This is a genomic window from Hassallia byssoidea VB512170, from assembly GCF_000817785.2.
Taxonomy (GTDB): domain Bacteria; phylum Cyanobacteriota; class Cyanobacteriia; order Cyanobacteriales; family Nostocaceae; genus Hassallia; species Hassallia carrinoi.
This window is the reverse complement of sequence record NZ_JTCM02000024.1, coordinates 23,294-46,146: the sequence shown is the minus strand read 5'-3', so window position 1 is coordinate 46,146 and position 22,853 is coordinate 23,294. Positions and strand designations below refer to the sequence as shown.

At 41.7% G+C, this 22,853-nt stretch carries 15 protein-coding genes; 5 read left to right on the top strand and 10 right to left on the bottom strand.

Translation table 11 applies throughout. The features are described 5' to 3' along the window. Nucleotides 1–21 precede the first annotated feature (21 nt). From PI95_RS13210 to topA, 5 genes are all read right to left on the bottom strand, one after another. Complete coding sequence (locus PI95_RS13210) at nucleotides 22–2,622, bottom strand: HD family phosphohydrolase (protein ID WP_039737111.1); 2,601 nt, start codon at nucleotides 2,620–2,622, stop codon at nucleotides 22–24. Between the two features lie 762 nt (nucleotides 2,623–3,384). After that, nucleotides 3,385–4,299, bottom strand: a complete 915-nt coding sequence (locus PI95_RS13205) for an ADP-ribosylglycohydrolase family protein (protein ID WP_039737109.1) — start codon at nucleotides 4,297–4,299, stop codon at nucleotides 3,385–3,387. Between the two features lie 47 nt (nucleotides 4,300–4,346). Then, nucleotides 4,347–4,844: a type II 3-dehydroquinate dehydratase gene (gene aroQ, locus PI95_RS13200; RefSeq protein WP_163518860.1), complete on the bottom strand. Its 498-nt coding sequence runs from the start codon at nucleotides 4,842–4,844 to the stop codon at nucleotides 4,347–4,349. Beyond that, nucleotides 4,822–4,959 (bottom strand): hypothetical protein, encoded by a 138-nt coding sequence (locus PI95_RS35200; protein ID WP_039737108.1) that lies wholly within the window; start codon nucleotides 4,957–4,959, stop codon nucleotides 4,822–4,824. Before PI95_RS35200 ends, aroQ begins: the two co-directional genes overlap by 23 nt. 353 nt (nucleotides 4,960–5,312) lie before the next feature. Continuing rightward, on the bottom strand, nucleotides 5,313–7,994 hold the full coding sequence (gene topA, locus PI95_RS13195) for a type I DNA topoisomerase (RefSeq protein ID WP_039737107.1): 2,682 nt from the start codon (nucleotides 7,992–7,994) through the stop codon (nucleotides 5,313–5,315). A gap of 383 nt (nucleotides 7,995–8,377) precedes the next feature. Here topA and PI95_RS13190 point away from each other — a divergent pair, with 383 nt between their 5' ends. The 4 genes from PI95_RS13190 (at nucleotide 8,378) to PI95_RS13175 (ending at nucleotide 12,361) form a co-directional block, all read left to right on the top strand. After that, nucleotides 8,378–8,803, top strand: a complete 426-nt coding sequence (locus PI95_RS13190) for a DUF8820 family protein (protein WP_236117052.1) — start codon at nucleotides 8,378–8,380, stop codon at nucleotides 8,801–8,803. A gap of 126 nt (nucleotides 8,804–8,929) precedes the next feature. Next, entirely contained in the window at nucleotides 8,930–9,964 is a 1,035-nt protein-coding gene (locus PI95_RS13185) for a DUF6745 domain-containing protein (RefSeq protein ID WP_052324616.1), read from the top strand. 224 nt (nucleotides 9,965–10,188) lie between these two features. Continuing rightward, the gene (rbp, locus tag PI95_RS13180) at nucleotides 10,189–10,494 is read left to right on the top strand and encodes an RNA-binding regulator (protein ID WP_039737105.1); all 306 of its coding nucleotides are present in this window, start codon (nucleotides 10,189–10,191) and stop codon (nucleotides 10,492–10,494) included. Nucleotides 10,495–10,804: 310 nt separating this feature from the next. After that, nucleotides 10,805–12,361, top strand: a complete 1,557-nt coding sequence (locus tag PI95_RS13175) for an NAD(P)H-quinone oxidoreductase subunit N (RefSeq protein ID WP_039737104.1) — start codon at nucleotides 10,805–10,807, stop codon at nucleotides 12,359–12,361. On the opposite strand, the gene PI95_RS35915 is transcribed toward PI95_RS13175, so the two are convergent. After that, a complete protein-coding gene (locus tag PI95_RS35915) occupies nucleotides 12,339–12,503 on the bottom strand; it encodes an alpha/beta hydrolase (protein WP_236117051.1) in 165 nt (54 codons plus the stop codon). The genes PI95_RS13175 and PI95_RS35915 overlap by 23 nt on opposite strands. Here PI95_RS35915 and PI95_RS13170 point away from each other — a divergent pair. After that, complete coding sequence (locus PI95_RS13170) at nucleotides 12,487–12,651, top strand: alpha/beta hydrolase (protein WP_236117050.1); 165 nt, start codon at nucleotides 12,487–12,489, stop codon at nucleotides 12,649–12,651. The genes PI95_RS35915 and PI95_RS13170 overlap by 17 nt on opposite strands. Here PI95_RS13170 and PI95_RS13165 read toward each other — a convergent pair. The 4 genes from PI95_RS13165 to PI95_RS13150 form a co-directional block, all read right to left on the bottom strand. Next, the gene (locus PI95_RS13165) at nucleotides 12,632–12,997 is read right to left on the bottom strand and encodes a four helix bundle protein (RefSeq protein WP_039737103.1); all 366 of its coding nucleotides are present in this window, start codon (nucleotides 12,995–12,997) and stop codon (nucleotides 12,632–12,634) included. The genes PI95_RS13170 and PI95_RS13165 overlap by 20 nt on opposite strands. Before the next feature lie 113 nt (nucleotides 12,998–13,110). Continuing rightward, nucleotides 13,111–14,406 (bottom strand): hybrid sensor histidine kinase/response regulator, encoded by a 1,296-nt coding sequence (locus tag PI95_RS13160; RefSeq protein WP_039737102.1) that lies wholly within the window; start codon nucleotides 14,404–14,406, stop codon nucleotides 13,111–13,113. An 11-nt stretch (nucleotides 14,407–14,417) separates the two neighbouring features. Continuing rightward, the gene (locus PI95_RS13155) at nucleotides 14,418–17,240 is read right to left on the bottom strand and encodes a hybrid sensor histidine kinase/response regulator (protein WP_039737101.1); all 2,823 of its coding nucleotides are present in this window, start codon (nucleotides 17,238–17,240) and stop codon (nucleotides 14,418–14,420) included. 152 nt (nucleotides 17,241–17,392) lie between these two features. Beyond that, nucleotides 17,393–22,807 (bottom strand): trifunctional serine/threonine-protein kinase/ATP-binding protein/sensor histidine kinase, encoded by a 5,415-nt coding sequence (locus PI95_RS13150; protein WP_039737099.1) that lies wholly within the window; start codon nucleotides 22,805–22,807, stop codon nucleotides 17,393–17,395. Between the last annotated feature and the right edge of the window lie 46 nt (nucleotides 22,808–22,853).

Genomic DNA, 22,853 nt, shown 5'->3' with positions numbered 1-22,853 from the left:
AAAATGTAAATATCGTCACTTTTAATTGGAAGGCTTTAACTTAGGATAAGCAATGCGTTTATGATGAAATTGCTGCCAAACTTCGACAAAAATTTCGGCAATTTGTGACATTTCCTCTCGTGTTAAACCTGAATCTAGTAGTTGATTATCTTGCCATCTCGCACGGAAGATGTTGTTAACCATTGCTAAAGCTTGTTCTGGGCTGACATCTTTAAGCGATCGCAGCGCCGCTTCGCAAGAGTCTGCTAACATGACAATTGCTGTTTCCCGCGACTGGGGAATCGGTCCATCGTAGCGAAAATCCGCTTCGTTCACTTTTAAATTTGGATTTTCTTTTGCCATTTGCTGGGCTTGATGATAAAAATAAGCGATTAGCATTGTTCCCTGATGTTCGGGAATAAAAGCTTGAATCGCTGTAGGTAAACTGTGTTTTCGCGCCATCGCCAATCCTTCACTGACGTGCTTTTTGATAATTTTCGCACTTTTCCAAGGATCGTTTATTTCTGTGTCGTGTTTATTTGGTCCCCCCATTTGATTTTCAATAAATCCCAAAGGGTCATGCATTTTCCCAATATCATGATATAATGTGCCGGCTCTCACCAATTCGACATTGCATTTAAGGTGTTTGGCAGCAGCTTCGGCAAGAGTAGCCACAAACAAGGTATGCTGAAAAGTCCCAGGAGTTTTCGTCGCCAGTTGTTTTAATAAAGAACGATTTGGATTCGCCAGTTCTGCTAAACGAATCGGGGTGACTAAATCAAAAAGTTTTTCTAAATAAGGACTCAAGCCCAAGGCAACAACACTCCAAACTAAGCCGGATAAAGCAAAGAACCCGGCTTCTCTAAGTACGATGTACCAGCCAGAACCGAATGCTGCACCGACTAACAGCTTGAATATCAGATAAACGCCGCCCTGAGTTAAAGTAACACCAACGCTAAGAAGTGCAAGTTCCTCACGCGATCGCAAACGTTTGGCGATACAACTACCTAAGATTCCCCCAGCAGCACCACTCCAAAGCACAGTCCTACTGATTTCCAAGCTAAATGGTAACTGTAAAGCCAGCAATCCGATAACTGTGATACCTAAATTAGCTCCGTAGAAGCTACCCAACAACAAACCAATGGCGCTCCAAGTAGTATAGTGTGTACCTATTAGCACTCCGGGCACACTTATAGTCAGCAACAATATCAACAGGCGATCGCGTTGCCGCATTTTTGTTTTAATTCGCCGTTCCACTAAAGCAAAAATGCCAATATATACGCTAACAAAGCCTCCCAGCTTCGTCAAACCCAACCAGTTAATCTCCCGCCGTACTAAATGATAATGCTCTAGCACCTCAAAGTCCCAAGCACTAATCGTCTCTCCTTTTTTGACAATTACCTCACCTTGCCGCATCGACACCATCACAGGTTTGACACCAGCAGCAGCTTGTGCGCCACTTTGTTTGCTTAGTTCTTCATCTTTCTTAAGATTCGGTTTGAGTACAATCAACAAAAGTTTTCTTGCTAAAGACTCGGCTTCTTGTGGTACTGATGTCTGCACTTGTAGCCTCACGGCATCTTGTAAGATATTTGGCGGCAGTCCTAGTGGGATACCTTGGGCGAGAATCCGCTCTGCACTTTGTTGAATTCCCGTTTCTGTTTTTCCCCAGTCCTCATCTGACAAGTTCAAAATAAAAGTGTCATTATATACTGTTTTCGGGTTAACAGCCTTAAGCTGTAACAGTTTGGCGTTTGCTTGAGCGTATGCTTGGCGGGCTTGGGAGATTTGAGCGGTGAGTGAGGACAAGTTTTGCTGTGAAGTCGTCAAACGGTAAGTTTCTAATTCCGCCACTGCTTGAGCAAAGTCAGGTTTTTGGGAAATATTATCAAGTTTTCCGCCAGCAGTCTGTAGAAAAATCGTATCTTTTTGCACTTCTATCGCCGTTTTAATGACGGCAATTTTACTGCTTTGTTTTTGAGTCTTTGCGAACTTAGGTTGCGCGTTCGTATTCCCTAGGGCTTTTAGCAGCGTTTGCCATTCAGAATTAGAACAAGACCGCAGATAACGCTGGCTAGAAACAGGTAAAACTAAAGTGTCAAAAAAAGGAAAATACCCGGCAGTTGCACGAATTTCGTTACCCGTATCCAAAAATTGTTGCAAATCTTGACGAATTTTTTCGTTAACTTGTGCATCGACCATTAACACTGATAAGGAACTTTTAGTAGCGGCTTTGCGCTCTTGCTCGGTTTTTTTCTTATCTTCAATGTTAGCTGAGTAGGGAGCTTTCATCGTTTGTGGCGCGATAGTCCCTGCTTTTAGCTTTGTCGTGTTGTATAATTTATGCCCCATCACGCCTGTGAGGGACAAGAGTGCGATCGCAAAAATAACCGGGGTACGTCGGTGAATATAGCCCAATCTGCTTACACAAATGCCTCTGTTAGTTTTATACGCCGCCATCGATCTGGAAGTTCTTAGTTTTTGCCGATCGCCACAATCGCTTGTTTGAGATAAATTCGGCAGAAAATCATTGATGACACCTGTTCTTCCAAGCAAGTGTCGTTTATTTAGTAGCGTCTTGTAACGTCGTTGCCAGTGGGTCAATTTATCGGTCATTGATTGAAGAAATGGCTGCGTTTTCATTACCTATGACCAAAAACGGGGTGTGGGGTGTGGGGTGTGGGGTGTAGTGGGGTGTAGAGGGGAAGAAACAACCACACCCCGTTTGGTGCAAGCCCGTTTCCGTTGATTTGATCGGAGGAAACCTCCGCTCAAACTTCTCTCTACATTTATGTATGGAAAAACAAGAAAATATGTATGTAGAGGCGCTTTGCACAAGAAATACTGCATCCCTTGCTCGAAACCCCTAATTTTAATTATGGGGTTCCCTACACCCTACACCCTACCCCCTACACCCTCTTCATCGCAGTTACTTACTTTGATAGCTTAAAACAAGATACCCTGACATTCATGCGATCGCACTTTTCTATCCATAGAAACTTCACTTGCGATACTCAAATTTAAACCTATTTGCCACAATAGCTATCTAAAGAATAAGCTTTAGCGTTTCCCGTACAGTACCTATATAAAATATCACTAAAATTTTCCGGTTGGGGGAATTTGAAGGGGGAGGGGGAGAGGGGGGCAGGGGGGGCAGGGGAGGCAGGGGAGGCAGGGGGGGCAGGGGGGGCAGGGGAGGCAGGGAGCAGGGGGAGAGGGAAAGTTAAAATTACCAATGCCCAATGCCCAATGACGGCAGGTGCTCCACTTGGGGAGACCCCAAGACCGCACAGCCAAACCTATGCCCAATGCCCAATGACGGCAGGTGCTCCACTTGGGGAGACCCCAAGACCGCACAGCCAAACCTATGCCCAATGCCCAATGCCCAATGCCCAATTCTGATGATTAACGCAACCGAATGACGCGAGGAGCTGCACTGACGCATAGCGTACCCTGTTTGTCAGACATTGCATGTCCCTGTTTTTGTAAATCCTTTGGATATGAGGCAAGGTCATACGCTCCTGACCATACAGCCACCAGTCCATCAGCTAATTCTATCATCTGCTTGCGGTTGCTCGCTGTTGATGTTGCCGAATTTGCTGGAGATAACTTCATCTGCCAACTTACGGGAATGCCCGTTAAACTGTTGTAAGCCCCTGATAAAGCACCAGTAATTGCACCTGTAGCGGGCAGTGCATCGCTATTGACAGTAGCCCGCAAAATTGACAAACGGAAGTCTTCTAAGGTACTAAGAAAGCAGTAAAACGCCATAGCAACAGCTTTACTTAGCTTTTCTTCTCGGATTAACGATCCTTGTACTCTTTCTAATCCAGCACCCTGAAGTAATAAATTATTGACTTTTAATAAAGTTTGTGGTAAGGTACTTGGCGTTTCGCCAATAAAGTCAATTGTTTGGGGTATGAGGGTTTTTATATCTAGTTTTTCTGTCAATGATAGAGCGATCGCATAGCCTACTGCTAGTGTTCCATCGCGCACTAGTAAGTCCCGATCCCAGATTGCGATCGCCTGACTCAAGTTTTGTCTTAGCTTAACTGTATTGTCAAAGTAAAACAGCGCTACTGGCAACGTCGCAATAATCGCTTTTAAGGAAACGCAACTAGTATCTAAATGAGGAAATTCTGCTTTTTGACGGCAAATCCAATCATCTAAATTCAGTTGCGAAGTCGTTATTAAACTTTCCACACCTAAAAGCGCAATTTCATGCCAATTTTTCGGCACATCAAAACTACCAGAGGCTAAATCCCCAAGAAACGCCCCGATTATTGTACCTCTAAACCGACTTTCCAGAGAATAGCGCATAAAGTAGGGGCACTCTTTCCCCTGCCCATATTCAATAGTCTTAAATTTTAAGTTTTATTTCTTAAATGATCTACCAACGCTTGTAAACCTAATAAATAGCTTTGGACACCAAAACCACTTATTTGCCCGATCGCCACTGGTGCAATATATGAATGATGGCGAAATTCTTCCCTACGGTAGATGTTACTTAGATGTACTTCTACTGTTGGTAAATTCACAGCGGCGATCGCGTCTCGTAATGCCACACTTGTATGAGTATACGCCCCAGCGTTAATTAAAATTCCTTCATGTTGCCCTAAAGCGCCATGAATCGCATCTACCAAAACTCCTTCATGATTTGACTGCAAGCAAGAAACTTTCGCCTGTAGTTTTTTTCCTTCTTCTTCTAACAGGCGATTAATTTCCGCCAAACTGACTGAACCATAAATTCCTGGTTCTCGCTGTCCTAGTAGATTTAGGTTTGGTCCGTGTAGTACCAGAACGCTTAAATATTCTAATGTCAATACAACCACTTTTAAGCTTTTAGCGACGGCGCGATCGGTCATTTACAGGAATCGGAATTAGTTCCGGTTCTGCCTCAGCCTCTGGACCTAGCAGGGCTTCTATGAGCTTGCGTGCTAATTCTTTAAGCTTCTCCAGTACCTTCTCTATATAGTCCATTTAACTGAGCGCTCCTGAGATACTACCTTAATAATTTATTCACAGTTAAGCAGAAACTGGCGTCCCAACGCACCTCTGGCTTGAAACTGGCTTGATACACATCACTTTATTGTAGGCATAAGCCATTGGTCAAATTTTGTGTTGCGATCTCCCATACTTACTACAGTATCACATTAGCAACCTATAGACTTGCATCATACCAAAGAAAGGTATTGTTTCACAAGCAAATAGGGAATAGGGAATAGGGAATGGGGAATGGGGAATGGGGACTAGGAAATGGGTAATGGGTAATGGGTAATGGTTTTGTCCAATTACCTTTTTCCCAATTACCAATTAGCAAGTTCCCAAGTTGCCTATTCTCCCTTTCGCCCTTGTTTTTTCGCAGTTGTGGTAGACGACTTAGCTGTTGACTTAGCTTTAGTAGTAGTTGATTTACGTGTGGTTTTGGTTGTAGTTTTACTCGTTGTCTTACGTGTGGATTTTGCCGACGATGCTTTACTTGCTAACAATTCCAATGCTGCGGAAAGCGTTACATTTTCTACCGATTGACCTTCGGGGATACTCACGTTTGTTTTGGCGTGTTTGATGTAAGGTCCATAAGGACCATCGTAGATGTTGACTGGTTCGCCGTCTTCTGGATGTGCGCCCAATTCGCGTAAAGCAGCTTTAGATTTACTATTAGTGCTGCTGCGTCCTTTTTTCGGTTCAGATAACAATTCCAAAGCCCTTTCTAAAGAAATTGTTAAGACATTATCGCTAGCTTTTAAAGAGCGATAATCTTTACCTTCTTTACCTTGGTCATGAACAACATAAGGACCAAAGCGTCCTAAACTTGTTTGAATTTTGCCACCTGTAACCGGATGAACTCCTAATGTCCGGGGTAGCGCCAAAAGACCAACAGCCATCTCCAGAGTGACATTTTCTGGACTTTGACCTTTGGGTAAAGAAGCTTGTTTGGGTTTGGGGTTTTCTTCGGTCTTGTCACCCAACTGAACGTAAGGACCGTAAGCGCCAATTTTCACATAAATCGGTTCGCCAGTTTCTGGATGGCGTCCTACTTGGTCGGGACCTTCAGTTTTTTGTCGCAGTAGAACTTCTACCTTTTTCGGGTCGAGGTCAGCAGGGGTGAGGTCTTTGGGAATTGAAGCAGTAACAACACCGTTACCATTTTCGACTTCGATGTAAGGACCGTATTTACCAATGCGGACTTTAGCATCGAGATTTTCTAGTTCTACCGTTCTAGCTTTGGTAGCATCAATTTGGCTGTCTTGTTCTCTAACCAGCGTTTCTAAACCTTTGTCTCCCAAATAAAATTCCCGCAGATAGGGTAGCCATTTTGCTTCGCCGGTAGCAATATCATCTAAAGTTTGCTCCATTTTGGAAGTAAAGCTGGGATCTACGATGTCGGGAAAGTGTTTTTCCAGCAAGTCGGTGACAGCGAAAGCGGTGAATGTGGGTATGAGAGCATTATTCACCAATTGGGCGTAACCTTTATCAATAATTGTGCCGATAATGCTGGCGTAAGTACTGGGACGACCGATACCTTCACTTTCTAAAGTTTTCACCAAGGTAGCTTCAGTGTATCGAGCTGGTGGTTGAGTTTCGTGATCGATCGCCTCTAAGTTCGTACAATTTGGGCGATCGCCCACTTTCATCGGCGGTAAAATTACTTCTTGGTCTTCCAACGCTGCTTCTGGGTCGTCTGAACCTTCAACGTAAGCGCGTAAAAAACCGGGAAAATCAATTCGCTTGCCAGAAGAACGAAAACCCGCATCTTCAACTTGCAACTGTACGGTAATTTGAGTTTGGCGAGAATCAGCCATTTGACAAGCTACGGTGCGCTTCCAAATCAAGTCATACAGCGCCAGTTCTCGACCGCTTAAGCCAGTTTCTTGCGGCGTGCGGAAGCTGCTACCCGCCGGACGTATGGCTTCGTGTGCTTCTTGTGCGCCTTTGGATTTGGTGGTGTATTGCCTTGGTTGGGGGCTGAGATATGATTTGCCGTAAAGCTTTTCCACACAATCACGCGCAGCTGAAATTGCTTGTTCTGACAAATGCACCGAATCTGTACGCATATAGGTAATATACCCTTGCTCGTACAAATTCTGAGCAATTCGCATCGTATCCCGCGCAGAAAGGCGCAATTTTCGGTTAGATTCTTGTTGCAGCGTCGAGGTGGTAAACGGTGGCGCGGGTTTGCGTGTTACCGGGCGTTCTTCAATGTCTGTCACCGTCCAGGGTTTACCAGTCAGGCGTTCTTTGAGGGCTAATGCTTCCGCTTCTCTTAGCAGTACGACTTTGCGCCCAGCAATAATTTGACCGGTCGCTGCATCAAAATCACTGCCTGTTGCTACTTTGGTTTTTTGCAGCGTCACTAACTGCGAGGTAAAAGCAGCTTTTTGATGCTGCAAGTAAGCCTTCAAATCCCAATATGTACCTTCACGGAAAGCACGGCGTTGGCGTTCCCGCTTCACCAAAACCCGCACAGCTACCGATTGCACCCGCCCCGCAGATAATCCCCAAGCGATTTTTTTCCACAGCAACGGCGATAGGGTATAGCCTACTAGCCGATCCAAGATTCGCCGCGTTTCTTGGGCGCGAACCAACTGATCGTCAATATTGCGGCAGTTTTTCAACGCTTTTTTAATCGCGTCTGAGGTAATTTCGTGAAATACCATCCGCTTGGTTGGAATTTTCGGCTTGAGTAGTTGATATAAATGCCAACTTATGCTTTCACCTTCCCGGTCTTCGTCCGTTGCCAGAATCAGTTCAGTTACGCCTTTCATGGCATCTTTGAGCTGAGTGACAATCTTCTTTTTGTCTTTGGGGACGATATACAGCGGTTCAAAGTCGGCATCTACATTTACCCCCAGTTGCGCCCATTTTTCCCCTTTGACAGTAGCGGGAATATCTGTAGCCGACTGGGGAAGGTCACGTACATGACCCATAGACGCTTCCACTCGATAGTCCTTCGGCAGGTAATTGCGAATGGTACGAGCTTTGGTTGGAGATTCGACGATGACGAGAGTTGACATGGAAATTTCAAAAAAATAATAGCTGCAAAGCTAGACAGTCAAATTAACATTAGTGAGCTTGATGTGGATGTGATTTCATCTTCACACAAACTGTCCGTTCAAAATAAAATCCCTGCAAATTCGCTCTTGAGAGCGTAGCCCTTCCCGTAGGATAGTCCTTTCTTGAGGATAGCTAGGGAAAGCAGAAGTGTAAATTTAGTGTTATCTCAATCATTAACTTATATCTTGCATAATTGGCGACTACAGTTTTGAAAAGGAGAGTTCTTGAGGGGGGGAGTGGGGAAGGGGGGGAGGGGGACAAGGGGGATAAGGGGGATAAGGGGGACAAGGGAGATAAGCAGAATAATTCCTAACTCCTAACTCCTAACTCCTAACTTTTAATTTTGCTCCTCCCCACTCCCCATTCCCCACTCCCCACTCCCCATTCCCCACTCCTCAGAGATTGTGCCAAAATTAAATCAAATTTGAGAGCAAGAGCAAAGTGGGATTTTACCTACATTTATAGAGGGAAATCTATGCAACCGATTCGACAAGGTGATGTTATTTTACTGCCTGTGCCGCAAGTCGAAGGAGAAAAGATACCTCAGTTGATTTTGGCGGAAGGTGAAGTCACCGGACACAAACACCGCATTACTGAAGGTGAGGCGGAATTGTCACAAAAAGATGACATCCTTTATCTGCGTGTGTTTTCAGATAAGGCGTTACTGGTACATGAGGAACATAAGCCAATTTCGATTCCTCAAGGTAGCTGGATGGTGCGAATTCAAAGAGAATATGAGCCTAAAGGTTGGCGTTATGTGGCTGATTGAAAAGTTGTTTTTAGTAGTTTCGGCTCGTCCGCTCGTTTCCAGGTTCAACCTGCGAACGAGAAATGCGCTGTTAAATAGCGGTGGGTTACACTTCGTTAACCCACCCTACAATTTAGTGTTAGTGCAATGACTGAGATTATTAGCGAACTGACTCCTGAACAAGAAGCTTTGATTTTGGTTTATCGGGATAAGTGGCGAAAAATAGCACTTTCAACTGAGCGAATTGATAGAGAAAAAGCTGCGGAAGCGGTCAAATTAGTCTATGCAGCCATGCAGGAACAAGAGCCGGAAATTATTTTTGTGGATAGCCTTTATGGAGCTATGAAGTGTGTTAATCAACTAGATATACCTTCTGGCTATACACTAATTGACGAACTGTGTGACTTGCGGCAAGAATTCGAGAACCAACATAACTTTTTTTTACAATTTAGCCGCGAACTGAGTAGTAAATTAGGAAGTGAGTGGGATGAATTGCAAAAAGAAATTTTCAGTTTGTACATGATGATACCAGATGGTTATCCTGATGAGTGGGAGCCATTACCTGACTTGATTGAACCCATAGAATGGATTCGTTGCTTTTTTATTTCTTATGATTTCGATATTTCTGTATTAAATTTCCCTCACAATCAACAAATATGGCAGGCACTTGAATGTTTATTCAAGTATTGTGGTAGGGTTTTACCTTACAAAAAAATTTGTATTGTATGCGATCGCCCTCTTCATCTTCTCTTCGACAACCAAAATCGGCTGCACGCAGAGGGAAAACCCGCAATACAATTTGCCGATGGATACAGCCTCTACTCTTATCACGGCGTAACCTTACCGGAAAAATATGGTAAAATCCATCCCCACTCTTGGGAATCTCAATGGCTTTTATCAGAAAATAATGCCGAACTGCGCCGAGTGCTAATTCAAGGTATTGGTTATGACCGAATAGCCAGGGAGTTACAAGCGATAGAATTAGATGCTTGGGCTGAATACACTTTATTAAAAATTAATGCAGATGTTGACAACGAGCCAATTTATTTATTAAAAATGACCTGCCCTAGTACGGGATTTATTCATGCTTTGCGTGTTCCACCTGATACACAATCAGCCCGTGAAGCGATTTGTTGGGTAAATTGGGGAATCGATCCAGAAGAATTTCAACAGCAAACTTGATTTTGAGCGAGTGAATAATATAAAAAAATTATAAATTTAGTGACGTGTAATACATTTTACTAAAAATTAACATAAATGGGCAGATATACCCTTTCTTATAAAGAAGTTATGTTAGGATAAAATCGAAATGAAGTGAGTTCGGCGATACGGATCTTGTTTTTAGTAATAATTGCAGGCGCCTCTCCGAATGAACATATCTGCATCAATGGATTTTGGAGAATTTCATGTCAATTTACGTAGGGAACCTGTCCTACAGCGTCACAGAAGACGACCTCAGTAAAGTATTTTCAGAATACGGCACCGTTAGCCGGGTTCAATTACCCACAGATAGAGAAACAGGTCGCGCACGCGGCTTTGGTTTCGTAGAAATGGAATCATCAGCGGCAGAAGACGCTGCGATCGCAGCTCTGGATGGTGCAGAATGGATGGGGCGCGCAATGAAAGTTAACAAAGCAAGACCACGCGAGGAGAAAAGTTCTCGTGGCGGCGGTGGCGGTGGCAATTGGGACAGAGGCAACAGACGCTATTAAGTCTTCAAGTCAATAAGAGCAAACGTAGCAAATATTGCTAAAAGCATTTTGATGCTTTTGTCAAGCCTAATTTAGTCTAAAACAAGCAGTTCAGCGGATAACTGAACTGCTTATTGTTATTTTTATTTTTGAATTACCAAAGGCAAATTTCAACATAATTTAATTAGACAGCCGTAGAGACGTTCCATTGGAACGTCTCTTCATGTCGCCAATATGCAATGCCGCCATTTTTTATGCAACTGAGGGCGCGAAAATTGCTAGAGTGAACAGAGTTAACCTGAATGTCTAATCGCCAAAACCTATACATATCATGGATTTTGCTAATCTTGCATCAGCGTTAAATGCTGGAACAATACTGCCAGAGGGGATTGTGATTATCACCCTGATGACGGTTTTGATTGTTGACTTGATTTTGGGGCGTACATCCGCACGCTGGATTGGATATCTGGCGATCGCAGGTTTATTTAGCTCCATCGTCGCCCTATATTTTCAATGGGATAATGTCAATCCCATCTCGTTTAGCGGTGGCTTTAACGGCGACGATCTGGGCATCGTCTTTCGCGGGATTATTGCTTTGTCTGCGATCGTTACCATTCTGATGTCTATTCGCTACGTTGAGCAGAGTGGCACCGCTTTAGCAGAATTCATCGCTATTTTGCTCACAGCTACCCTAGGAGGGATGTTTCTCTCTGGGGCAAATGAGTTGGTGATGACTTTCATCTCCTTAGAAACCCTGAGTATCTCCTCTTATTTGCTCACAGGTTATACCAAGCGTGACACTCGCTCTAATGAAGCGGCGCTAAAATACCTGTTGATTGGTGCCTCAAGTACAGCAGTATTTTTGTATGGTGTTTCGCTACTGTATGGGTTATCGGGTGGACAAACAGAATTTAATGCGATCGCGTCGGGTATTGCCACAGCGAATTTTGGTCAATCTTTAGGTTTGGTGATTTCGCTGGTTTTCGCGATCGCAGGTATTGGCTTCAAAATCTCCGCCGCGCCCTTCCACCAGTGGACACCAGACGTTTACGAAGGCGCTCCCACACCTGTGATTGCCTTTTTATCCGTCGGTTCCAAAGCCGCCGGATTTGCCTTAGCCATCCGCTTGCTAACAACAGTCTTCCCCCTAGCTGTGAATGAGTGGAGATTCGTCTTCATTGCCCTCGCAGTTCTGAGTATGATTTTGGGTAACGTAGTTGCCCTCGCCCAAACCAGCATGAAACGGATGCTAGCTTATTCATCTATTGCCCAAGCTGGGTTTGTGATGATTGGCTTGATTTCTGGCACGCAAGCGGGATATTCCAGTATGATTTTTTACATGCTGGTTTACCTGTTTATGAACCTGTGCGGCTTTACCTGCGTAATTCTCTTCTCCCTGCGGACGGGAACCGACCAGATCGCCGAATACTCAGGTTTGTATCAAAAAGATGCACTGCTGACTTTGGGATTAAGTATTTCTCTACTTTCCTTGGGTGGGATTCCACCGCTAGCGGGATTCTTTGGCAAAATTTACATCTTCTGGGCTGGTTGGCAAGCTGGGCTTTACTGGCTAGTCTTGCTAGGCTTAGTTACCAGCGTTGTTTCCATCTACTACTACATTCGCGTAGTCAAAATGATGGTAGTCAAAGAACCTCAAGAAATGTCCGACGCGGTGAAGAATTATCCGGAAGTGCGTTGGAATTTACCTGGGTTTAGACCTTTGCAAGTAGGTTTGATAGTAACTTTAATCGCGACCTCTATCGCGGGTATTTTGTCAAATCCCTTGTTTACCTTGGCTAACAATTCTGTTGCTAATACTCCATTTTTGCAACCAGGAATGGTTGTTAAAGCTCAGGTAAGTGCTGTTAATCCTGAGCAGCCAGAATAGTTGTAAATCGGGAATGGGGAATGGGTAATGGGGAATGGGGAATGGGTAATGGGTAATGGGTAATGGGGAATGGGTAATGGGTAATGGGGAATGGGTAATGGGTAATGGGGAATGGGGAATGGGTAATGGAAAAAACGCACATCACTATTACCAATTACCAATTCTCAATTACCTATTACCAATTACCAATTCTCAATTACCTATTACCAATTACCAATTCTCAATTACCAATTACCAATTCCCAATTCCCAATTCCCAATTCCTTATTCCCTATTCCCTATTTCCTATAGAATTTAGGTAAGCGTTTAACTTAGGTGGTAGTTCGTCAAGAATTGGTTTAAACTTGCTTACCTGTTCATCGGTCAATAACTTGCGAGCATAAGCTAGTCTCAACCAATTAATTGTTTCATACAAAGAACCTCTGGCAATTTTTAGAAAACGCCGATTATCTTGATAATTATAACGTCCTCGCCCCTCTGCTATGTTGGCACAGACGCTATCAGCAGCGCGGACAATTTGCTTGCCAATAGTATCTTTAGCAAAGCAGTCCCATTGTTGAACTATATGCCAAATTTGATTAGCGAGTTTCTCAGCTAATCTATAAACTTCCAATTTTTCAAAATCTGGTCTTGTCATCCCAATTCCCCATTACCAATTACCCATTACCCATTCCCAATTACCCATTCCCAATTACCCATTCCCAATTACCCATTACCCATTCCCAATTACCCATTACCCATTCCCAATTCTCAATTCTTATCCCGCACGGGAATTGTAATTGCAAACTCGGCACCTTCTTTGGGTAATGACTTTACCTCTAGAGTTCCACCGTGTTTTTCGACAATGATAGACTTTGCGATCGCTAACCCTAATCCTGTCCCTTGTCCTACAGGTTTGGTGGTAAATAAATTATCAAAGACTTTTTTCTGAACTTCATCTGACATGCCCACGCCGTTATCTTTAATTTTAATTAAGATATAATTTTTATCAATTAAAGTCGTCTGTATTATAATTTGATTGGGATTTGCTTTAATATCACTAAAACTACGCCCAATATTCGACTCTTCTAAAGCATCAATAGCATTTGCAATTAAGTTCATAAATACCTGATTGAGTTGTCCGGGGAAGCATTCTATTAAGGGCAAATTACCATAATTTCTTACTACTTCAATTGCCGGATGTTCATTCGAGGCTTTTAAGCGGTGTTTGAGAATCAGGATTGTGCTGTCGATGCCATCATGAATATTAAAGAGAATTTTGGCATTACTATCAGCACGAGAAAATGTTCTTAAAGAAACGCTGATATCGCAGATGCGCTCAACTCCTTGTTGCATTGAAGCAAGAGTTTTCGGTAAATCTTCGAGCAGATATTCTAAGTCAATTTCTTCTGCATGTTGAGCTATTTCCGCTTCTGAAACTCGCTTTTGATAAAGGTAAATATGATGAATTAAATCTTGTATATATTCCTGAAAATGAATGAGATTGCCTTTAATAAAGCCAGCAGGATTGTTAATTTCGTGAGCAACTCCTGCAACCAATTGCCCCAGGGCAGACATCTTTTCACTTTGTACTAACTGTAGTTGAGACTGTTGTAACTTTTCTAGAGCAAAAGTTAGCTCCGCTGTGCGTTCTGCTACTCGTTGTTCTAGCTGTTTGTTTAGGTGATGCAGTTTCAAATGAAGATTGACGCGGGCAAGCACTTCTTCTTGCTGAAACGGTTTAGTGATATAATCTACTGCACCAAGGCTTAACCCTTTAACTTTATCTACCGCATCAGAAAGAGCCGTCATAAAGATTACCGGAATTTCTTGAGTAGCTGGTGAAGCTTTTAAGCGATCGCAAGTTTCAAAGCCATCGATTCCTGGCATCATTACATCTAATAAAATTAAATCTGGGGATACTGCTTGCAGTTTTTCTAAAGCACTTTCGCCATTTTTAGCAACCAAAACTCGAAAACCCGACGCTTGCAAAAAATCAAACAATACTTTGGTATTCGTGGGGTTATCATCAACGATCATAATGAAACTTTTTGTGTGAGTAAGCATATTTAAACTTGTTAGGTGTACTGTTTTATTAATTTGAAAATTCCTTCTTCATCCATTTCTTGAGCGAGTTGAAGCAATTTAGCAGTAAAAGGCAAATATTGACTATCTAACTGTTGTAGTCGTAAAGCTTCCTGCTCAACGCCGGCAATATCACCTATTTGGGCTGCAATGTATAACGCTTGCAATTCTTCAGCGCTGGGGGCTATAAAAGCGGCAGCAGTGTCAACCAGCGCATTTTCTGTAAGCGGAACAATGCCTGCTTCGTAAATCCATGAAAGTTTCATATGCTGAGAAATTTTTTCTAGCAATTCTTTTGATTGTACGGGTTTGGGAAGAAAATCATTACAGCCCGATTTTAGGCTTTGCTGACGGTCAAAGTTAAATACACTAGCAGAAGAAGCGATGATAATTACATCTTTAAATTCTGATAAATTTCTCAGGCTTTCCGTCATTTCTAAACCAGAGAGTACAGGCATCACCAAATCAGTGATAATTAAATTGGGATGCCATGTTTTAGCTTTTTCTAAACCCTCTTCTCCGTTTACCGCTTCCATCAATTCAAAGCCAAGCGGTTCTAAAAGGTTAACAATTACAGAACGATTTTCCCAACGGTCATCGACAAGGAGAATTTTTTGTTTCTCTTGTTCATAGCCGATGATATTGTGGGTATTGGCGTTATTTAATTCAATCCATTGATTTGATTCTGGCAAATCTACATCAAACCAAAACTTACTGCCAACATTGGAAAGACTTTCTACTTGCAGTTCGCTTTGCATCATCTGCACGATTTGTTGACTGATAGCAAGTCCGAGTCCTGTACCTTCTGCCATCCGCTGTTTATCGCCTACTTGTACAAAAGGTAAAAATATCTTTTGTAATTGTTCGGAATTCATGCCCACACCAGTATCTTCTATTTGAAATCTGATTCGGGGAATGGGGAATTGGGAATGGGGAATGGTGAGCCAGCGCGGTCTTGGGGGTCTCCCCCATGAGCGACTGGCGAACCCCGAAGGGGGGAATGGGTCATTTTTACTATTAACTATTACCGATGACTGATTATCAATTACCCCAATTTTAAAAGTTACGCCTCCTTTGTCGGTGAATTTAATTGCATTGCCTAGAAGGTTAATTAAGACTTGGCGCAAACGTTTTTCATCGGCATGAATAGCTGTGGGAAGTTTATTTAATACTTCGTAATTGAAGGCAATTTCTTTTTGCTCGGCTTTAATTCTACAGATTTCCACAATGCCGTTGAGGAAAGAGGCAAAGTGAAAATCATGGGGAGACAATTCTAATTTGCGAGCCTCAATTTTTGAGAGGTCAAGTATGTCGTTAATTAAGGTGAGCAAATGAGAAGCACATTGATGAATAATGTTAATGCCGTCTTTTTGTTTGGGGTTGGCAGTTTGGTCGCGCTGGAGAATTTGGGCATAGCCTAAAATGCCGTTGAGCGGTGTACGAAGTTCGTGGCTCATGTTAGCAAGAAACTCGCTTTTGGCATTGTTAGCGCTGTCAGCTGATTCTTTGGCTTCTTTTAATTGTGCGGTTCTTTCTTCAACTTTGGTTTCTAGTTCTAAGAAAGATTCTTTTAATTGTGTCGCCATCTGATTAAAAGCAGCAGCCAAAGTTTCTAATTCATCTATGCCTTTTACTTCTACTGTTTGGTCTAATTCTCCAGAAGCTATTGCTACAGAAGCTGTTCTCAATTGCACAATCGGTTTTGTAATCCAACGGGATGTGAAAATTCCCAGCGCGATCGCTCCTCCCAATGCCCCCAAACATAATAAGATAGTTGTGCGAGTATTAGCGTTGATTTGCGCCATAAAATCGGATTCTGGCACAACCACAATCACTAACCAATCTAGACCGTACTCATCACGCCAAGGTGTTACTTGAACAAATTGGCGCGAGTTTTGAAATTCAAAATCAAGTTGTTTGCCGTTTTTAATCGCTTGAAAATTACCAAACTTTTGCTGTAGATATTTTGCTGTATTTTGAATTAAGGAATCGCTACTGTTTAAAACATTCAATCTTTGGGCTTTGCCATTCACCATAGTAAATGGTTTTTGAGAAATTGAATTAGCTATTAATAGCCCATTGCGTTCAATGATAAAGATTTTTGCTGAGGGGCTAATTTTTATGCTGCCTAGAAAATCACCGATATTTGATAGAAGGAAATCAACACCCATAACACCGATAAATTTATTGGTGTTGTCGTAGATTGGACGGGTTGCACCAATCGATAAAAATTCTGGAAGGTCGCTCCAGTTGTAAACTGAACTCCAAATGGGCTTGTTTGCTTTAAGCGTCTTTGTATACCAAGGGTCTGTTAGAGGTGTGTAGTCTTGAACGTCTATTACGCTAGTGCGATCGCCCTGGCGATCGGTTTGATAAGTATAAGTTTTACCTTTGGTATTGAGAGAAAGTTCGTCAATCGTGACACCGCGATTTTCTCGAAAACGTCCCGCTCCTGCGTATTCACCTGTTACCAACGCATAATAAATATAGCTAACATCAAATACCTGCATTTGCTGCCAAAAGTAATGCCCTGTATTTTTAAAGTCGTGTAATTTTAGCAGTCCTACTTGTACCGCATTGCTATTAATCTGATTAATTTTATGAGGCATTGCCAGATAGTTATCAAGCTGCCGATCAACTTGCTTGCTAGCTTGGCTCATTAACTGTTCGGCAAGGTCATTGACTGCTTTCTGTCCATTTCTAAATGAGAGATACCCTACGAGTCCGACTGCGGCAAAGATTTGCAAAACAAAGGGGACTATAAGTATCAATCGCAGGGGTAACTTTTTGGTGCGGGTAAAACTAGGATGAATCATTTTTGTCTGTTTTGGGCTAATGAAGGTCGAGTAACTCTTCTTGAGTTAGTTTGCCCATTATCAGAAGTATTTCTATCGTCATACCCAAAGGCAGAGCTTTTTGTAATGCGTTACCAGGTTCCACCTGGTAACGAGAGAAATCGCTTTATAGCCTAGTTTTGTTGGTGAATGGGAATAATAATAATAAACTCCGCACCCTCTCCTGGTGTTGAATTTACCTCTAGAGTTCCCTTGTGTTTATCAACAATAATAGACTTTGCGATCGCTAATCCTAATCCTGTCCCTTGTCCTACAGGTTTCGTAGTAAATAAATGGTCAAAAACTTTTTGCTTGACTTCATCTGACATTCCCAAACCATTATCTTTAATGCAAATCAAGACATGATTTTTATCTTTATCTAAACTTGTCCCAATTGTAATTTGATTGGGATTAGCTTGAATTTCACTAATACTACGCTTGATATTCGACTCTTCTAAAGCATCAATAGCATTAGCTAACAAATTCATAAATACCTGATTGAGTTGTCCGGGGTAGCATTCTATTGAAGGCAAATTACCATAATTTGTGACTACTTCAATCGCGGGACGAGTTTCGTTAGCTTTTATGCGATGTTTGAGAATCAAAATAGTGCTGTCGATGCCATCATGGATATTACAAGAAATTGGGCGATCGCTATCAGCACGAGAAAAGGTTCGCAAGCTAGCGCTAATATGACGAATACGCTTAACTCCCTCTTTCATTGTAGTTAGGAGTTTGGGTAAATCTGAGCGCAGATATTCTAAGTCAATCGCTTCGATTTCTGACTCAATTGCAGCCACAGGGGTGGGATAATGCTCTTGATAAAGGTCAATCAAGTTAAATAAATCCTGCATGTAATCAACAGCAGGTTGCAAGTTACCCGATATGAAGCCAATCGGGTTATTGATTTCGTGTGCTACACCTGCAACTAAGTTACCCAAAGCAGACATTTTCTCACTTTGCACGAGTTGAAGTTGCATTTGCTTCAGATTTTCTAGAGATTCTTGAGACTGCTGATAAAGACGAGCATTTTCTAAACAGATAGCAGCTTGGGAGCAAAGTAAGTTGATAATTTGAATGCGATCGCTTGTAAATGCTTTCTTCGTCAAATTATTCTCTAAATAGAGAATGCCGATCAGTTTGCCTTGATTCAGGATGGGAGTACACAAAACACTCTTTGGTTGATGCTCGATTATGTAAGGGTCATTAGCAAATTTTGTTTCAACTGCAATATCGTTGATAACGATAGTTTGCTGAGTGCGTTGTACATAGTTGATAACGGTGTGAGGAATCTGATGATTATCAGTAATAACAATTTTTTTCCGGTCGATATTTACAGTGGCTTCCACAACTAAATTATCCGATTGCAATCTGAGCAAAGCACCTCTTTCGGCTCCAGAATTTTCAATTACTACTTGCATCAAAGTGAAGATTAACTTATCAAGTTCAATTTCGCTAGAAAGAGCTTGATATGCTTTCATCACTGTTGCCATATCTAAAAGAGACGACCCACTTGTGCTGCTAGCAGTGACGGTTCCAGTTGTTAGTTTGCAAATACTTGCATCGTCCTTACGGCTGATTTTTTCTCGATTGAGAATGGGGGAGAGAATTTGTGGATAGCGTTTTTCTAAGTCGTTAATTTTGGCTTTTGCTCCCCAACGAGCATAAGCGTAGTAGGCATCGATAAGATAGACTTGGGCGATTTTCTCTTTGCCCCATTCTAGGTAGAATTTAGCAGTGAGTTCGTTGGCTAAAGCTTCTTCGTTGACGTATTCATTCATGCGAGCGAGGGAAATTGCGCGATCGTACATTTCCATCGCTTGAACATATTCACCTAAAACCCGATGTCGTTCTGCCTCAACTAAATAATATTTATGTAAATAATTCATCGGGGCACGATCTGCCCATTTTTTCAATTTATCTTGATTGAATTGTACTTTGCTAAGGACGCTATTTTGCTCAGAATGGGAAACATTCTTGAAAACTGCCAATCTAGTTAAAGAATCATACAAATGAAATATAGGGATACAGATAAATCCCTTCACAGCAGTAAAATATTTATTTGCAAATTCTAGATTTTTCTCGGCTTCTTGATATTCGCAAAACAGATAAGCTAGTGTTAGCTTACAAATATAAAGAAAGCCAAGCGCAACAAAATCGTTAGCACTTTGATGTACGGTAATCATCAATTTTTCATTGTAGGCAGTACCAATTAAACAAAACTGATTCTCCGCCTTTAAGAGCAAGTTAAGAACTGTTTGCCAATGAATTTTGTGGTAAGTTTGGGCTGCCTGTAGTTTAATGGAACTGAGTACATCATTATAGGTAGCCATTTCTTTTTCTACCATCTCAAGTTCCTTACCAGCCCATAATAAATGGAAACCATATTGACAGATAGAATAGCCAGCAAATTCTAAATCTCCGGCTTCATGTGCGCTCTTATAGACTTCAACACAACGGGATAAATTCAAGCTTAGATGCTCTTGCAAATGATGCATAAAGCTAGCAAACATAGCAATTACCTTAGCTTTCAATGCTTTGATATTTAATCTATCTGATAGCAAAAGAGCAAGTTTGCCAAACCTATAGCCGGAATTTATGTCTCCGAAAATTTCGCAAAGAAGCATCCCGTAGCTGATATAAGCAAAACTAGACTCAGGAGCATTTCCATATTTAACTGATAAATAGACCATCTTAAATGTAATCAGTAGCATCAGTTCAGGAACAGCTTGTTGGGCAGCAGGGTACATACTTGATAAAAGCCGTAGCGCTACTTTGCAATTAAGTTCAATCATTGGAGGTAATTCAATTAACTCCTCAATTTCTTTACCTTGCAAACTGGTTGTAACTTCCTCTAATGCCTGTGTAACATCTGATTCTAATGGTTTATCTGGTAGTTCGATTCCTAACAACTTCAGAATAGATAGCCCTATTTTGATTGCTTCTAGTTGTTGACTTTGGACTATACAAGCAACGATTTGGATTTCATAAACTTTCGCTTTATCTAACAGATTCTTCGCTTGTTGCAGCACAACTTGTGATAATTGCTTCATCTGCTCGAAGTCGCCGCTGAGGAATGCCGCCTCTGCTGCTGTTTCATGTAGTGCTAGACTTAAGTCGTAGTTCGTTTCCCAACTATTAACAGAAAGCAGTTTTATTCCCAGAATCAAATACTCAACAGCAGCAGCATTGGCAGTAGAAGCTTTAGCTTTAAGTCCTGCTATCAAATTCAACTTTGCCAGTTCATCTTTTTCTGATTGAACGGTGATTAATTCCACTGCGTAATTCAACTGATTAACAATCTCAAAAATTCTCTCTTCTCGTTCGGCTTCTAGAGTATTTTTCAACAATAATTGCCCAATTTTTAGGTGAGTTTCTTGTTTGCAATCTGGCGGAATTAGTGAATAAGCAGCTTGTTGCACTCGGTCATGAAGGAATTTATAATTTGCTAATTGGTCATTGGTAATTATTAATTTGGTATCTTGATTATCATCTTGAAAAAATTTGTAAACTTTGCTAGTAGGGAAAACTAACCCTTCTTGCAATGCTTTCCATAAATCAGCCGCCGTTTCTACCTGAGACTTTTCAGACACACTTGCTAAAGTGGCTAAGTCAAATTGGTTGCCAATACAAGCGGCAAGTTTCAAAATTTCTTGAGTGCTGTTTGGCAACTTCTGTAACTGAAGCGCCATAAACTCAACTACATCATCGTTGAAAGCTAAGGTTTTTATTTGAGCTATATCACACTGCCAATAACCTTCATCAAAGTTAAAGTTAAGAATTCTGTCTTCATGCAATAATTTCAGAAATTGATTGCTGAAAAAAGGATTACCTTTAGTTTTTTGATAAACTAGTTCTGTGAGGGGTTGTGTAAGTTCTGATGAACATTTGAAGGTGTCAGCAATCAGATGATTTAAATCGGTAGGTTCAAGAGGCGTTAAAGTAATGGTGTTGATTGTTGCTTGACTTTTACTTATTTCATCTAATGTCAACATTAAAGGATGTGTTGCAGTAACCTCATTATCTCGGTAAGCACCAATTAACAGCAAATAACCTTTTTCGGCTTCACTCATTAATAGTTGAATTAATTTTAAAGAAGCCAAATCTGCCCATTGCAAATCATCTAGAAAAATGACTAAGGGATGTTCTGGTGTGGTGAAGACTTGGATAAACTTTTGGAACAGCAAATTAAACCGATTTTGTGCTGCACTTCCCGATAATTCAGAAACAGTCGATTGCTTGCCAATGATACGTTCGAGTTCGGGGATAACATCAATGATTACTTGACTATTTTCGCCTAATGCTGTCAGAATTTTAGTTTTCCAGGCGGCGATTTGGGTATTATTTTCACCTAGCAATTGTTCGATTAAATCTTGAAATGCTTGGACAAATCCAAAAAAGGGAATGTTACGTTGGAATTGGTCAAATTTACCTTTGATGAAGTAACCCCGCTGTTTGACGATGGGTTTGTGGACTTCGTTAACAACAACAGTTTTGCCAATACCAGAAGATCCTGCTATTAGCATCAGTTCAATTTTGGATTTGGGAGCCACTACATTTTCTACGGGTGAAGTAATTTCGCCCCTACATACTCGATCAAATGCTGTTAATAACGTGGCGACTTCTTTATCACGACCATAGAGTTTTTCGGGAATGACGAAGCGATCGCATACATCCCGCATTCCTAACTCGAAGTTGGCAATATTTCCAGTCTCTTGCCACTGCTTTAAGCATACTTGCAAATCATACTTTAACCCGAAAGCACTTTGATAGCGGTCTTCGGCATTTTTCGCCATCAGCTTGTTAACGATATTTGAAATAACTTTGGGAATCTCCTGCCTTTCACTTTCTAAAGAAGGTGCAAGCTTGGCAATATGAAAGTGAACTAACTCCATCGGATCGTTAGAAGTAAATGGTAACTGTCCGGTGAGGAGTTCAAAAAAAGTGACACCAAGCGAATAAAAATCGCTGCGGTAATCAATACCTCGGTTCATCCGTCCGGTTTGTTCGGGAGACAGATAAGCGAGAGTACCTTCGAGAATGTTGGGATTTTGAATTTCTGGAAATTCTCTAGGCAAAAGGGAGGCTATGCTAAAGTCGATCAGTTTAACTTCACCTGTAGAGGTGTTAATCAAAATATTCGCAGGTTTGATGTCTTTATGAATAATGCGATCGCGATGCAGTCCTTCTAAGGCAGAGACAATTTGAATCGCTATGTGCAAAAATTCACTTAAAGAATCAGATTTCCCTATTTTCCACTCCTTGAGGGAAATACCGCCAAAATCCTCCATCACCAGTGCATAGCTGTTGCGGTAGGTTTCTAAGTTGTAGGCTTTGACGATACCAGGAATATTAAGATTTTTGGCAATAGTATATTGGTTGCGGAATTGCACCAGTTCGCTGAAACTGGGATATTCGCTATTCAGCAGTTTGATGATGACAGGTTGGCGATCGCACTCCCGCAGTCCGCGATAAACTAAAGTTCTATTGCCGGAGTAGATAAACTCAAGGATGCGATAGCCAGGAAGAGAAATATCGATGTTTGTCATGTTTATACCTGGGTGTTGAGTGCAACTAAGAACCAAAGCAACTTAA